Origin of the sequence: Undibacterium sp. TC4M20W (assembly GCF_049340245.1) — a bacterium.
Taxonomy (GTDB): Bacteria; Pseudomonadota; Gammaproteobacteria; order Burkholderiales; family Burkholderiaceae_D; genus Undibacterium.
This window is the reverse complement of sequence record NZ_JBMPPI010000007.1, coordinates 89,514-104,736: the sequence shown is the minus strand read 5'-3', so window position 1 is coordinate 104,736 and position 15,223 is coordinate 89,514. Positions and strand designations below refer to the sequence as shown.

Here is a 15,223-nt window from a genome sequence, read left to right as displayed (position 1 = left end):
TATCAGAAGCTGATTCAACAAAGATGAGCATCTGAACATGAAAAAACCCTGCCTCCCGCCCCCCCCTGGCGAGAGGCAATTTATTTTCAAGGTAATGGAAAAAAGATGCAAAAGAAATTCTTGTTGCTGAGCCTGGCATTGCCGGCGCTGTCGATGGCCGCAGAAGGTATGTGGACACTAGACAATTTACCCGGCACCAGGCTGCAAGCGGAATATGGCTTCAAGCCTACGGCAGAATGGGTCAGGAATACCATGCTGAGCTCAGTCAAACTGCCCGGCTGCTCTGGTTCTTTCGTCTCCAAAGATGGTCTGGTCATGACCAATCATCATTGTGCTTCAGGCTGCATAGAGCAATTATCGACCGCCAAACAAAATTATGTAGAAAACGGCTTCCTGGCAAAAAAACGGGAAGAAGAACAAATATGCCCAGCGCTGGAATTAAATCGTCTGGAAGATATCAGTGATGTGACAGACGAGGTCAAAAAAGCCACCGCAGGTCTGGAAGGCACAGAATTCAAACAGGCACAAAATGCTATTCACGCCAAATTGACCTCAGCCTGCGTGGGTGAAGACAAAGAAAAAACCCGCTGCGACATCATCGATCTTTATCATGGTGGCCGCTACCATCTGTATAAATACCACCGCTATGCCGATACGCGCCTGGTATGGGCACCAGAAAAATCTATCGCCTTTTTTGGTGGCGACCCGGACAATTTCAATTTCCCGCGCTATGACCTCGACATCACCATGTTGCGGGTGTATGAGAATGGCAAACCGGTTGAAATCAAGAATTTTTTTCCCTTCAGTAAAACCGGGCCACAAGAAGGTGAAATGACCTTCATTACGGGTCATCCTGGCTCTACCCAGCGCCAGTTGACGATGGCGCAACTGAACAGCCTGCGCGACATCGGCTTGATCGACAGACTACAGCATCTGGCAGAATTGCGCGGCGTGCTCACGCAATACCGTAAAACCAGCCCGGAAGCAGCGCGCACTGCCGATCATCTGTTATTCGGTACAGAAAACAGTTACAAGGCTGGCGTGGGCAGATTAAAAACTCTGCTGGACCCGGAATTCATCGCCCGCAAACAAGCTGAAGAAGCCGCATTGCGTCAGTTTGTCGATGCCAGGCCAGAGCTCAAGGCAAAAGTCGGTGGCGCCTGGGATGCCATCGCCAGGGCACAGGAGAACTACCGTCAGTTACACAGAATTTCCAGTATGACAGAAGGTGCAGAAGCATTTTCCAGCGATTATTTCCGCATAGCCCGTAATCTTGTCCGTGCGGCAGATGAGAAGATCAAAAACAATGCTGAGCGCCTGCCAGAATTTACCGACACCCGCTTGCCAGGTATCCAGCAGATGGTGTTTTCCAAAGCGCCAATTTACCCTGAATTTGAAAAAGTCAAACTGACACATTCCCTGACCAAGATGCGCGAAGACCTAGGTAGCAATCATGCCTTCGTCAAACAGGTACTTGGCAAACTCTCCCCTGAACAACTGACGGAAAAACTGGTCAGCAAAACCCGTCTGGCTGATATTGAATACCGCAAGACCTTATGGAATGGCGGCAAAGAAGCCATCATCCAGTCAGATGACCCGTTCATCAAACTGGCACTGGCAGTCGATGCGGATTCGCGCAGCGTACGCAAGCGTATGGAACAGGAAGTGCAATCCGTCGTGCAAAAAAATGCTGAGCTGATTGCACAAGCACGCTTTTTGCAGACCGGCACCAGCGTTTACCCCGATGCCACAGGCACCCTGCGCCTGTCTTATGGTGAGGTCAAAGGCTGGCAAGCCGGTGAGCAAGCCATTAAACCCTTCACCAATTTTGCCGGTGCTTTCGAACACGAAACAGGAGCCTACCCTTTTGCCCTGCCCACATCCTGGCATCTTGCGAAAAACAAGTTGAATCTACAACAGTCTTACAATTTCGTGACCAATAATGACATCATAGGCGGCAACTCAGGCAGCCCTGTCATCAACAAAAATGGCGAAATTGTCGGTCTGGTATTTGATGGCAATATCCATTCTTTAGGTGGAGCCTTCTGGTTTGATGAACGCAGCAACCGCAGTGTCGCCGTGCATAGCGGCGGCATACTGGAAGCCATGGATAAAATTTACCACGCTCAGGACTTGCTGAAGGAATTGAGCGGTAAATAAGACCATCCTGGAAATGTCTGGAGCCACGCCAGCATCAGCTCGCGTGGCTTTTTTTAATCTGGCTATCACCGACCCACACTTTTGATCCTGATCAACAGCCCCTTGCCTTCGCCAAAGTAAAGTAGCAAAAAGAATAGCAAGGAGGCCTGTCATGTCCATCAGAAATATTTACCCTGCTTCATTGCGCATCATCCAGGATGAACATGAACACTTGTCTTCAGTCATACAGGGCATGCGCTATTTCGTCCGGCAAATAGAAAGTGGCGGCAATGCACCTGACTTGAAGGTGTTCCGCGCCATGGTTTACTACATCATGGAATATCCTGAGAAAGTCCACCATCCCAAGGAAGATCAATACCTGTTTGCCAAAATCAAGGAAAGGACGCACCAGCTCGACAATGAACTGGATGCCTTGAGCGAACAACATGGTAAGGGTGAGCTGATGGTACACCGGCTATTCCATGCCTTGCTCGATTACGAGTTTGGAGGAAAAGCTGCCTTTCCGCAGTTTCGTGATCTGGTGGAACAATACGCACACTTTTATTTTGCCCATATGCGCGCTGAAGAAGAACGCATCATGCCTATCGCCAGGCAAGTATTGAATGACAGGGACTGGAAGGAAGTCGATGCGGCATTTATGGAGAACCGCAAAATGCTTGATGATGCTGGTGAGCGCCATAAATACGAGCAATTATTCTCGCTCATTGTCAATATAGCGCCAGCCCCGATAGGCGTTGCAGACCCTGTCTGAGCCAGAATCTAGCGCCGTGAAGACAAGATAATGCCACCGACGATGCACATGAAAGCCAGCGCATGAAACACATGCGGCAATTCACCGAGGAATGCAGATGACATCATGGCTGCAAACAAGGGCGTCAGGTTACTGAAAAAAGCAGCGACATTCGGCCCTACTCTTTGCACACCCAGACCCCAGCAGCGAAAAGCAATCACCGCAGGACCAACCGCAACAAAAGCCAGGGCGGCAAATAATGCAGGACTCCAGTGTATCGCCGGTTTGGTGACGGCCCATTCAGCCGCAGAAAACACGCCTGACCACAAAACACCAAAGCTGACTTGCGCCAGCAGAAAATCAGCCCAGTGATTGCGCAATTCACCATCATTCCCACGTGTCAGCAGCCAGCTATAAATGGACCAGGTAATGGTAGCGATGATCATGAAGATATCGCCCGGGACCAGTCGCAAAGCCAGTAATTGCGCAAATTCACCACGACTCAGGACTATCAGCACGCCGGCAATAGACAATAGCGCGCCTGCCATCTGCCAACGCGTAACTTTGGCTTGAAAAAACAAGCGACCCACGATCAGCATCCACACCGGCATGCTGGCTGCAACCAGGGTGACATTGATGGGAGTAGAACTTTGCAAGGCCAGGTATTGCAAGGCATTGTATAAGCCAACACCCAGCAACCCCAATAAGGCATAGCGCCGCCAGTTGCGCCATAACATGCTGTCGCGGCGGTAAATGTGGGCAGCCATGGGCAAGAGTATTAAAAAGGCTAGCACCCAGCGTATGAAATTCAGGGTAATCGGTGGCACCAGCTCATGTATCATGCGCCCGACGACAGCATTGCCAGCCCATAGCAAAGGCGGGATAACAAGCAAAAATATGGTTGCAGGGTTCAGTTTGTGATTCATGGATTTCTGGCTGTCGATAAAGAAGCAGGCTTCAGCTTGATTAGCCTGAAGCCTGCCCTCAGCATACAACAAGCAAACAAGCTTTGCCTGCAGCCAAGCTATTACTCATTTAATGCTGATCTATTGACGGCTATCGCTGCAAACTCTCCCACACTTTTTGCAAGCGCTTGACGGACACAGGCATGGGCGTACGCAGTTCCTGAGCAAACAAAGATACCCTGAGCTCTTCCAGCAACCAGCGGAATTCCAGCAGTTTTGGATCAGCATCCGGCCCGGTCTTGCGCGGGTGGCGTTGCCATGCCTGAGCCACGCTATTCCACTCTGCCAGCAACTTTTGGTCACGTGCAGGATCAGCACGCAGCTTGTCCATGCGTACCGTGATCGCTTTTAGGTAACGCGGGAAATGCGACAACTGGGTGAAATCATTTTCCGAAATAAAGTGCTTGGTCACCAGCATCTGCAATTGCGTCTGCATATCTGCAGCCGCTTGCGCATGCGCCTTGATGCCTTGCAGTTTCTTGGGTAAGCCATGGTACTCAGCCAGTATCTGCGCCGCAGTACGGGCAATTTCATTCGCCAGCAAATTCAACCTAGCCTTACCCTCGTCACGGCGTTTATTGAACTCACCCGAATTCGCAGGCAAAGGGCTTTGCAGGAAAGCGCTTTCTATAGCAACCTGGATAATCTGGTCACGCAATTCTTCCTGCGAACCCAGCGCCATGAATTGCATACCCATTTGCTGCAAGCCTGGGATATTTTTTTCCAGGAACTTGATCTGCTCTTTTAATTGCAAGGCAAACAGGCGGCGCAAGCCTATGCGATGCACCCGTGCGGCCTCGTCAGGGTCATCAAACACTTCGATATGGCAATGTGTGAGTTTATCCACCAACGCCGGATAGCCAATCAGAGTTTGCTTGCCTTGCTGGACTTCCAGCAATTCTGGCAGGCTGTCGAATGTCCAGGCCGTCAGGTTTTCCTGCTTGAATGCTGGTACAGCAGAAGTAGTCTGGACATTCGCAGTTGCAGGTTTTCCAGCATTACGGACTGACTTGTCTTCTGAGACAACAGCAGGTTTGGCGGCAACTGGATTGCTATCCAGCAGCGCCAGTTTCTCGGCACTGGCAATACGCTGAAAACTCTCGCGTGCCTGGCCACCAAACTCAGCGCGCAGGCTGGCCAAGTTACGGCCCATTTCCAGTTGACGGCCATGCTCATCTACGACTTTGAAGTTCATCGTCAAATGCACGGGCACGGTCTCGAATTTGAAATCCGTAGTCTTGCACAGCAGGCCTTTTTGCTCGCGTATATCGGCAATCACGGCATCAAGAAAATTGCCTTTTCCGAAATCATTGCGCTCGCAAAAGCCTGCTGCATATTCAGGGATAGGCACACAATGACGACGTATTTTTTGCGGCAAGGACTTGATCAGCAAATGCACTTTTTCTTTGAGCATGCCAGGCACCAGCCATTCGCAGCGGTCAGCCGACACCTGATTCAGAGAAAATAAAGGTACAGTCAGGGTCACACCGTCACGTGGGCTGCCAGGCTCAAAGTGATAACTGAGCTGCAAAGCCACACCCGAGACCTGCATGGTCTTGGGGAATAAGTCCGTAGTGACGCCTGCTGCTTCATGGCGCATCAGCTCGTCTTTGTTCAGGTACAAGAGTTTGGGATTAGCCTTGGTCGCTTCTTTGTGCCACTGCTCAAACAGGACTGCATTCCACACGTCGGCTGGCAAATGCTGATCATAAAAAGCTACGATCAGCTCTTCATCCACCAGCACGTCGAGGCGGCGTGATTTGTGTTCGAGGTTTTCTATCTCGCGTACCAGTTTCTGGTTATAGGCGAAGAAAGGTGCGCGGGTATCAAACTCGCCTTCGACCAGAGCATCACGTATAAACATCTCGCGCGCCTCAACAGGGTGCGTCAAACCATACTGTGTACGACGCTGGCTATACACCACCAGACCATACAGGGTAGCACGTTCAAAGGCAGATACCTGGCCTGCACGTTTTTCCCAGCGTGGTTCGCCATAGGATTTTTTAAGGAGATGTTCGCCTATCTTCTCCAGCCATTCCGGATTAATCTGGGCAATGCAACGACCATACAGGCGTGTGGTATCCACCAGCTCAGCCGCCATGATCCAGCGCCCAGCTTTTTTGACCAGGGTAGAACCCGGCCAGATATAAAACTTGATGCCGCGTGCGCCGAGGTAATATGCTTCTTCATCTGACTTATAGCCTATATTACCGAGCAAACCAGTCAGCAGAGACAGGTGTAATTGCTCGTAGGTGGCAGGTGCCTCATTCAAGCGCCAGCCCTGCTCTTTTACTATCGTCAGCAATTGTGAATGCACTTCACGCCATTCGCGCAAGCGCATCTGGCTCAGGAAATTGGCACGGCAATTGTCTTGCAACTGGCGATTGGTTTTCTTGTGCTCAATAGCATCTTCAAACCATGCCCAGATTTTCAGATAAGACTGAAATTCAGATTTTTCATCAGCAAATTTCTTGTGCGCCATGTCGGCTGCAGCCTGCGCATCCATGGGACGGTCACGCGGGTCTTGCACCGACAAGGCGGCAGCAATGATCAACACTTCCTGCAAGGCCTGGTTGTCACGCGCAGCCAGAATCATGCGGCCGACACGCGGGTCCAGCGGGAGTTTGGCGAGCTGCCTGCCCACCGGCGTCAACTGATTGACTTCATCCATCGCCCCCAGTTCTTGCAGGAGCTGATAACCATCAGCAATCGCCCGGCCAGGCGGCGGTTCTATGAATGGGAAAGTTTCTACGTCGGTCAGGCGCAAGGATTTCATACGCAAGATGACAGCAGCCAGTGAGGAGCGCAGAATTTCTGGCTCGGTAAATTTTGGCCTTTGCAGGTAATCCTGCTCATCGTACAAACGTATGCAGACACCAGCAGCAACGCGGCCGCAACGACCGGCACGTTGATTGGCTGCAGACTGGGCAACCGCCTCTATCTGCAATTGCTCGACTTTATTTCTATAGCTATAGCGCTTGACGCGTGCCAGACCGGCATCAACGACATAGCGTATGCCGGGCACGGTCAACGAGGTTTCGGCCACGTTCGTCGCCAGAACAATGCGGCGCGCATTCGAGGTCTTGAATACCCGCTCCTGTTCTTGTGCTGAGAGGCGGGCAAACAGCGGCAAAATCTCTACATGCGGTGGATGATGCTTGCGCAGGGCTTCAGCAGCATCACGAATTTCACGCTCGCCTGGCAAGAATACGAGTACATCGCCAGAACCTACGCGACACAATTCATCAACGGCATCGGTAATCGCCGTCATCAAATCACGTTCTTTATCTTTTTCTGTGTCTTGTATAGGGCGATAGCGCACTTCTACAGGGTACAAGCGGCCTGATACTTCGATCACCGGAGCAGGCTTGGGCTCGCCACCACGCGTATCAGCAAAATGATTGGCAAAGCGCTGCGCATCTATCGTCGCTGAAGTGATGATGATCTTCAGGTCACGGCGCTTGGGCAGTAATTGCTTGAGATAGCCGAGCAGGAAATCAATATTAAGGCTGCGTTCATGCGCCTCATCGATGATGATGGTGTCATATTGTTTTAACAGCGGGTCGGTCTGGGTTTCTGCCAGCAAGATACCGTCCGTCATCAGCTTGACCGATGCGCCCTTGCTCAGGGTATCGGTAAAGCGCACTTTAAAACCTACGTTTTCGCCGAGTGGCGAATTCAATTCCTGTGCAATACGCTTGGCAGTGGAAGAAGCGGCAATACGGCGCGGCTGGGTATGGCCTATCAGGCCTTTTTGCCCGCGTCCCAGCTCCAGGCAGATTTTGGGTAACTGCGTGGTCTTGCCTGAACCAGTTTCACCGCAAACAATAATGACCTGATGCTTTTGCAAAGCTTCGGCAATTTCTGCACGCTTGCCAGATACCGGTAATTCTTCGGGGAAGCTAATCGGTGGCAAGGCATTGCGAAAAGGCAGAGCTGGCTCTTCCCTCGCTGGCACTGCTGTTTTTTGTTTGTGATTGTCTTTGCTGCTATTCCGGCCAGTTTCTGTGCTGGCTACGCGTCCGGACTGAGGTCTTGACTGCTGACGAGATCCTGGCGCCCTTGCTTGCTGCGCTCGTGCAGGGCGCACTTGCTCTGCGCCACCTTCATTGAGATTGCGTGGTTTGTTTTCAGGCACTTCAGACTTCGCGGTGGTTTCACGCAATTGTTGTCGAAGCTCTCGCAATCCCGATAAACCATCTATCGCACCGAGCGTTGCTTTCTTGGGGGAGTTTTTAGGTGTTTGATTTGAAGACATAGCGCTGCGCATTATCCCAGATTTTCGCGCCGAACAGGAAATGTTGCATTGCTTGCCATGTTATCCATGTTCTACCTGCTGAACAACAAGTGGAGATTCATATAAATCAAACCCGTCTTTATTTATCCTATAATGAACCAGAGGCCAAGCAAGCAGTCAAACTATACCTAGGCGTGCGAGGTTCAAAACCTGGTTACACGGGGAGACAAAAAATGAAAATCTGGATCACACTGCTGATCAGTATTTTGCTTACGGCCTGCGCCAGCCAACCTGGCCAGAGAATCAGCCATCTGCAATTTCATGATGCAGGTTTTACCCCTCCCGCTAAAGTCATCAGCACTGACGATGTCATGGCGCTCAGCGATGAAATGCGCTCTTACATCAAGAATGATATCAACTCGCAATTAAGACTCAAATCCCCACAGAAGGCCCTGTTTGATGCACTTTCCAGCAAAGGTCAGATCAGGCTGGAATATGATGCCGAAATTACACGCAATGCAGCACAGGCATTCAAGGCACGCTCGGGCAATTGCTTGTCATTGGTCCTGATGACCGCAGCACTGGCAAAAGAACTGGGGATGGATGTGCAATATCAAAATGTCCTGGTCGATGAATCATGGAGCCGCAATAACGACATCTATTTTGCTGCCGGACATGTCAATATCGTATTGGGCCACAAATCGGCATTCAAGGGCTTTACTCAGGAGTATTCGCAATCCATGGTGATCGATTTTCTGCCGCCAAAAGATCTTCGTGGTCAACGTACGGAAATGATCAAGGAAGAAACCGTCATCGCCATGTATTTCAATAACCGCGCAGCCGAATCTCTGGCTCTGCAACAGCTGGACGATGCCTACTGGTTCGCCCGCTCTGCCCTGATGAGTGATCCGGATTTTACTGCTGCCTACAATACCCTGGGCGTGGTTTACAGGCAGCATGGTGATCTCGCGCTGGCTGAAAATGTGTTCAGACAAATACTCGGCAAAGAGGCTGAAAACGTCATGGCACTCAGCAACCTTGTAGAAGTGTTACGCAAGAGCGAACGCCGGGCTGAAGCGCAAATATACATGAGCCGCCTGGAAAGCTTGCAACCTTACCCACCTTTTCATTTCTTTAACCGAGGGATGGCTGCCATGGAACGCGGTGACTATGCCGAAGCAAAAAATCTGTTCAAACGCGAACTCAGGCGCGACCCGAATTATGATGAATTCCATTTATGGCTGGCACTGGCACATTTAAGGCTAGGCGAAACCCGGGATGCTGTCGATGAACTGACACTGGCCAAGGCCAATAGCACTACGCGCAAGGCGCAAAACCTGTATGCCAGCAAACTGGAAAAAATCAAGGCAACGTACTCTCACAATTAAGGACGTTGGGCGCTATTTGAATTGATTTGGGATGGTTTCAGACGGTTCAGGACCTATGATGAAGGGTAATATGAGGGGTAATCCCCCTATCTCCTGACTATGACGTCAACAATGTGGAAATTCGACCACGTTGTTGCCTCATGCATTTTTGCGTCTCAGATTATAATTGGCGAATGGAAAATCCCTTTCAATTCGTTCAATGGTTGCGCTCAGTCGCTCCCTATATTCATGCCTTCCGTGGAAAGACCTTTGTGGTCGCGTTTCCAGGTGAACTGGTTATGGCAGGTGCCCTGCCGGTTCTGGCGCAAGATTTATCACTTTTGCATGCACTTGGCATTAAAGTTGTCATTGTCCATGGCTCACGACCACAGGTAGCTGAACAACTGGCCCTGCGTAATGTTGAAGGCAAATTTCATAATGGCATACGCATTACCGATACAGCTGCGCTGGAATGCTCGAAAGAAGCTGCCGGTGAATTGCGTCTCGATATAGAAGCCGCATTCAGCCAGGGCTTACCAAATACACCGATGGCACATGCCGCCATCCGCATCATTTCTGGCAATTTTGTTACTGCCAAACCTATCGGTATCGTTGGCGGGGTCGATTTCCAGCTCACGGGTATCGCCCGCAAAGTGGCATATGACACCATCCACCGCATTCTTGATGCAGGCAACCTGGTACTACTGGGCCCGCTGGGTTTCTCCCCGACTGGTGAAGCTTTCAACCTGACCATGGAAGACGTGGCCGTCTCTGCCGCCACTGCCTTGCGTGCTGACAAACTGATTTTTATTTCTGAAACACCGATGATGGTGGATCAGGACAACGATGAAATCCGTGAATTATCTTTCATGCAAGCAGAGCTGGAATTAAAAGCCGCTTACTTGCCATTGGACTCAGCGTTTTACCTGGAACATGCCATCAAGGCCTCGCGCGGTGGTGTTCCACGTATCCATATAGTTCCTTACAAGATGGATGGTTCTGCCCTGCTGGAATTATTTACCCATGATGGTGTGGGCACCATGGTGTCTTCAGAAAACCTGGAAAGCCTGCGTGAAGCCACGATTGAAGATGTAGGCGGCATCATCAAGCTAATAGAACCGCTGGAAGCCGATGGCACGCTGGTCAAGCGTGGCCGGGAACTGATAGAGCGGGAAATCAATTACTTCTCTGTCATTGAACATGATGGTGTGATTTTCGGCTGCGCAGCCTTATACCCTTTCCCATTCGAAAAAATGGCAGAGATGGCTTGCCTGACTGTGAACCCCGACGTGCAAAGCCAGGGCGATGGCGAACGCATACTCAAGCACATGGAAAAACGCGCACGCCGCGCCGGCTTCCATAGCCTGTTTGTGTTAACGACACGCACCGCACACTGGTTCCTGAAGCGAGGCTTTGTCAGTGCATCAGTCGATGATTTGCCAAAAGACAGGCAAAAAATGTATAACTGGCAACGCAAGTCCCTGGTTTTGATCAAGCAACTCTAGAGTATTGACCGTATAATTCACGCTGTTTTCAAGATTGACCAAGATTCATATTAAGGAGTACCAACATGGCCCGTACGGTCCACTGCATTAAATTAGACAAAGAAGCCGAAGGCCTGGACTTTCCACCGTACCCAGGTGAATTGGGCAAACGCATTTACGAAAGCGTGTCCAAAGAAGCCTGGGCGGCCTGGCTGAAACACCAGACCATGCTGGTGAATGAGAACCGCCTGAACCTGGCCGATACCCGCGCCCGCAAGTATCTGGCGACCCAGATGGAAAAACATTTCTTTGGTGACGGTGCAGATGCTGCTAGCGGCTATGTTCCGCCAACAGAATAAGAGCTGCACAATATTTTGCACGTATTTTGCACATAGATTAGCTGTACACAAACAAGAAAGCCCGCTAAAGCGGGCTTTCTTGTTTCGGCCTGAACTGTATCAATAAAACTCTATCTTGCCGGTTTCTACATCGAGCATCGCACCAATGATCTTGATCTGCCCCTTGTCCGCCATTTCTTTTAATATCACACTCTTTTCTGTGACTGCCTTGACCGTCATCTTGACATTCATCTCTGCCACAGCATCGACAAAATGGTGATTTGCAGAGCTACGGTCACTACCATGAGTGTCTGGCGTAGATTTCACCGCTGGCATGATCTTGGCTACCAACTGTGTCAGATTACCCAGATTGGCATTATCACACGCACCTTTAACGGCACCGCAATGTGAATGCCCAAGAATAACGATGGTTTTGGAACCGACCACCTTGGCAGCATATTCAAGACTGCCAAGTATGTCTTCATTGACGATATTGCCAGCAACCCTGGCGGTAAATAAATCACCTATACCCTGGTCAAATACCAATGCCGGATCAGAACGTGAGTCTATGCAACTGACAATACTGGCAAACGGGAACTGCCCATCCCTGCCACTGGTTTTCACCTGCCCTGGCAAGTCTCGCTTGAGCATATTGCCTGAGACAAAACGCTGGTTCCCCTCTTTCAACATCGATATTGCTATATCGGGGCTAATCTTGCTTTGCATGGACTGTGTCATCGCAACGCTGATGGGAGGCTGGCTCGCGGTTGGAGACTGCGAAGCGCAGGCTGTCACCAGCAAGGCCGTCGTCAACGCAGCAAGAAAGCTCAGGGATGCGGATGCTTTTTTATAGGTATTCATGCTTGTATTCATTTGTCTCATCTCCTCATAAAATTGAACAACGGATGACTTCTCATTCATCTGCATTTGCACAGATTTACAGCAGACCAACCTGAACTATTTCCCGGCTGAGCTCCCCAACTCAATTCAGAATTGCAGTGTTTTAACACCATCTGCAGTTCCCAGCAGGCAAACATTTGCACCTTGACGCGCGAACAAACCGACCGTCACCACTCCAACGATATTGTTAATCTGAGCTTCCATAGCGAGCGGATCCTGGATTTGCATACCATGCACATCCAAAATCATGTTGCCGTTATCGGTCAGCAATGGCTGCCCATCCTTGAGACGCAAACGCGCCTCACCACCCAGTGTATTGAGCTTGCGCGCAACCACTGTGTGCGACATGGGAATCACTTCTACCGGCAAAGGAAACTTGCCCAGGACATCCACCAGCTTGGAACCATCAGCGATACAGATAAATTTTTCAGCAACAGATGCAACGATCTTTTCACGCGTCAAAGCCGCACCGCCGCCCTTTATCATGGCCCCTTGCGGCGTGATTTCATCTGCGCCATCGATATACACTGGCATGGATGTCACTTCATTCAAATCCAGCACGGTAATACCATGAGAACGTAACCGTGCCGCCGTCACCTCAGAAGAGGCAACAGCTGCTTTGATTTTGTGTTTGATCTTGGCCAGCTCATCGATAAAAAAGTTCGCTGTAGAACCTGTGCCTACGCCAACAATTTCACCTTCTACTACATAAGCAATTGCCGCCTGGGCGACGGCAAGTTTCAATTCATCTTGAGTCATGGTGCATTTCCATCATAGTTTAAAAATTGGCGGGATTTTACAGTAAGGCCCAACTTATTAGCAATTTGATCAAAACATGGCAAAAAGAGTATTAAATTTGCCACAACGGGGCCTCATCCATCAGGGCAACTTGCTCGCGCAGTTCAAGTATGCGGTCTTGCCAGTAACGCTGGCTGTTGAACCATGGGAAAGCTGCAGGAAAAGCAGGATCGCTCCAGCGCTGCGCCAGCCAGGCTGAATAGTGGATCAACCTCAAAGTTCTCAGGGCTTCTATCAAATACAGCTGACGCGGCTCGAACTCAAAGAAATCTTCGTAACCCACCAGGATATCGGTCAACTGACTTTGCATTTCACTACGGTCGCCGGATAGCAGCATCCATAAGTCCTGTATGCCTGGGCCCATACGGCTATCATCAAAATCAACAAAGTGAGGTCCGGCCTCTGGACCTGACTCCAGCCATAAGACATTTCCCATGTGGCAATCGCCATGCAGGCGCAGTTGCTGCACCTCACCTGCCCGGTCGTAGCAAGCCCGGATACCATCCAGAGCCTGCTGGCTGACGCTGGTATATGCTGCGAGCAAATCAGGCGGGATGAAATCATGTTCAAGCAACCAGGTACGCGGCAAGACGCCAAAGCTTTGCAGGTCAAGCGCTGGCCTGCTTGCATAGCTGGCGGTAGCACCAACGGCATGTATGCGCCCTATGAAACGCCCCAGCCACTCCAGTGTGGCAGGATCACCGGTTTCAGGTGCGCGGCCACTCTGACGCTTGAACAGGGAAAAACGGAAGCCCTGATAATGCCGCAGACTATTGCCCTCCTCAGTCTGCAAAGCGGCCAGCACAGGAATTTCCTGCGCCTGCAATTCGCGCACGAAATCATGTTCTTCCTGTATTGCTGCATCTGACCATCGCAAGGGCCGGTAAAACTTGGCAATAACCGGCGAGGCGTCTTCTATGCCTATCTGATAAACACGGTTTTCATAGCTGTTCAGGGCCAGCATGCGGCCATCACTGCGCAAGCCACTGCTTTCAACAGCATCAAGGACTAATTCGGGCGTCAGCCCGGCGAAAGAATCTGGGGGAGTAAAATCTGTCATCCCGCTATTGTACGTGGCTGCCAGTAGATTCGACATAAAACTCCTGTGCAGCCAGCACACAAAGCGCTAAACTTCCGGTATTTTCATACTTATCTTTTCAAGAGTCACGACATGCATCTCGACGAACCACTAAGCGACAAAGAATTCAATGAACTCGACAAATTCCTGATGTCGGACAAAGTCGGCGACGATGGCATGACCATGGATGCCCTGCACGGCTACCTGACCGCCATTGCCCTGGGGCCAGAAATCATCCCTATGGCTGAATGGTTGCCACTGGTATGGGGCTTGCCCGACCAGGGCGAACCCAAGTTCAAGAACGAAAAGGAAATGCAGCGCGTGACAGGTCTGGTAGCCCGCTTCATGAATGAAATACAGATTACCTTTGAAGTCGCACCACAGGAATATGAGCCCCTGTTTTGCGTCATGGAGCAAAATGGCAATGAATTGATCGATGGCGAAACCTGGGCCTGGGGCTTTTGGGAAGGCATGCAATTGCGCGAAGAAGCCTGGGAAGCCGCCTGGGAATCGGAAGAAATAGGCCCATTGCTGCAACCGATTTACCTGCTGGGCGCAGAAGAAATAGAAGAAGATGAATTGAAATTTGTCGATACGCCAGAAAAATGCCATGAGCTGGCACTGACGTTGGAAGCCTCCATCCCTACCATACGCCGTTTCTGGGCACCTTTACGCAAATCTGGCGTCACTACCGTCAAACGTGAAACGCCCAAGGTAGGCAGAAACGACCCATGTCCTTGCGGCAGCGGTAAAAAATATAAAGTCTGCTGCGGCGCTGAGCCTACCACCCTGCACTAATTGCAATCTTGCGCTGGAGGGAAACCTCTAGCGCAAAACTGCCCTGCCTGCATGTCTTCATGCTATTTTTGCGCTTCTTAATAACATGCTGGAGACTCCCATGAGCTTGCAAGAACAATTCACTCAGGCACAAGCCGATTCCAAAAACCTGTCCGAGCGTCCGGACAATATGACTTTGCTCAAGATTTATGGCCTGTTCAAACAAGGTAGTACTGGCGATGCCACCGGTGACCGTCCTGGCATGACCGACTTTGTCGGCCGCGCCAAGTTTGATGCCTGGGCTGGCCTGAAAGGCACAACACAGGAAGCAGCAATGCAGCAATATGTAGATCTGATCACTTCACTCAAGGATTAAGTCGCCTTCATTA

12 protein-coding genes are annotated in these 15,223 nt (G+C 50.6%); 7 read left to right on the top strand and 5 right to left on the bottom strand.

What is annotated here, in order from left to right:
- The first annotated feature begins 105 nt into the window (after positions 1 to 105).
- Complete coding sequence (locus ACO0LL_RS11600; protein WP_422951023.1) at positions 106 to 2,160, top strand: S46 family peptidase; 2,055 nt, start codon at positions 106 to 108, stop codon at positions 2,158 to 2,160.
- Positions 2,161 to 2,311: 151 nt separating this feature from the next.
- Positions 2,312 to 2,911: a hemerythrin domain-containing protein gene (locus ACO0LL_RS11595; RefSeq protein ID WP_422951022.1), complete on the top strand. Its 600-nt coding sequence runs from the start codon at positions 2,312 to 2,314 to the stop codon at positions 2,909 to 2,911.
- Positions 2,912 to 2,919: 8 nt separating this feature from the next.
- Here ACO0LL_RS11595 and ACO0LL_RS11590 read toward each other — a convergent pair whose 3' ends face one another.
- Positions 2,920 to 3,816: a DMT family transporter gene (locus ACO0LL_RS11590; RefSeq protein WP_422951021.1), complete on the bottom strand. Its 897-nt coding sequence runs from the start codon at positions 3,814 to 3,816 to the stop codon at positions 2,920 to 2,922.
- A gap of 130 nt (positions 3,817 to 3,946) precedes the next feature.
- Positions 3,947 to 8,113 (bottom strand): ATP-dependent RNA helicase HrpA, encoded by a 4,167-nt coding sequence (hrpA, locus tag ACO0LL_RS11585; protein ID WP_422951020.1) that lies wholly within the window; start codon positions 8,111 to 8,113, stop codon positions 3,947 to 3,949.
- A 212-nt stretch (positions 8,114 to 8,325) separates the two neighbouring features.
- Between hrpA and ACO0LL_RS11580 the strand changes: the two genes are divergently transcribed.
- From ACO0LL_RS11580 to ACO0LL_RS11570, 3 genes are all read left to right on the top strand, one after another.
- The gene (locus ACO0LL_RS11580) at positions 8,326 to 9,480 is read left to right on the top strand and encodes a tetratricopeptide repeat protein (protein WP_422951019.1); all 1,155 of its coding nucleotides are present in this window, start codon (positions 8,326 to 8,328) and stop codon (positions 9,478 to 9,480) included.
- Between the two features lie 173 nt (positions 9,481 to 9,653).
- Positions 9,654 to 10,964, top strand: coding sequence for an amino-acid N-acetyltransferase (argA, locus tag ACO0LL_RS11575; RefSeq protein WP_422951018.1), 1,311 nt, complete (start codon positions 9,654 to 9,656; stop codon positions 10,962 to 10,964).
- A 65-nt stretch (positions 10,965 to 11,029) separates the two neighbouring features.
- Positions 11,030 to 11,302 (top strand): oxidative damage protection protein, encoded by a 273-nt coding sequence (locus ACO0LL_RS11570; RefSeq protein ID WP_162041666.1) that lies wholly within the window; start codon positions 11,030 to 11,032, stop codon positions 11,300 to 11,302.
- 99 nt (positions 11,303 to 11,401) lie between these two features.
- Here ACO0LL_RS11570 and ACO0LL_RS11565 read toward each other — a convergent pair whose 3' ends face one another.
- The 3 genes from ACO0LL_RS11565 to ACO0LL_RS11555 form a co-directional block, all read right to left on the bottom strand.
- Entirely contained in the window at positions 11,402 to 12,154 is a 753-nt protein-coding gene (locus ACO0LL_RS11565; protein ID WP_422951017.1) for a carbonic anhydrase family protein, read from the bottom strand.
- Positions 12,155 to 12,268: 114 nt separating this feature from the next.
- Positions 12,269 to 12,940 (bottom strand): ribose-5-phosphate isomerase RpiA, encoded by a 672-nt coding sequence (gene rpiA / locus ACO0LL_RS11560; RefSeq protein WP_422951016.1) that lies wholly within the window; start codon positions 12,938 to 12,940, stop codon positions 12,269 to 12,271.
- Positions 12,941 to 13,031: 91 nt separating this feature from the next.
- A complete protein-coding gene (locus ACO0LL_RS11555; RefSeq protein WP_422951015.1) occupies positions 13,032 to 14,075 on the bottom strand; it encodes a serine/threonine protein kinase in 1,044 nt (347 codons plus the stop codon).
- A gap of 75 nt (positions 14,076 to 14,150) precedes the next feature.
- Between ACO0LL_RS11555 and ACO0LL_RS11550 the strand changes: the two genes are divergently transcribed.
- Both ACO0LL_RS11550 and ACO0LL_RS11545 read left to right on the top strand, forming a co-directional pair.
- A complete protein-coding gene (locus ACO0LL_RS11550; RefSeq protein WP_422951014.1) occupies positions 14,151 to 14,855 on the top strand; it encodes a UPF0149 family protein in 705 nt (234 codons plus the stop codon).
- Positions 14,856 to 14,955: 100 nt separating this feature from the next.
- Positions 14,956 to 15,210 (top strand): acyl-CoA-binding protein, encoded by a 255-nt coding sequence (locus ACO0LL_RS11545; RefSeq protein WP_422951013.1) that lies wholly within the window; start codon positions 14,956 to 14,958, stop codon positions 15,208 to 15,210.
- Positions 15,211 to 15,223: the final 13 nt, after the last annotated feature.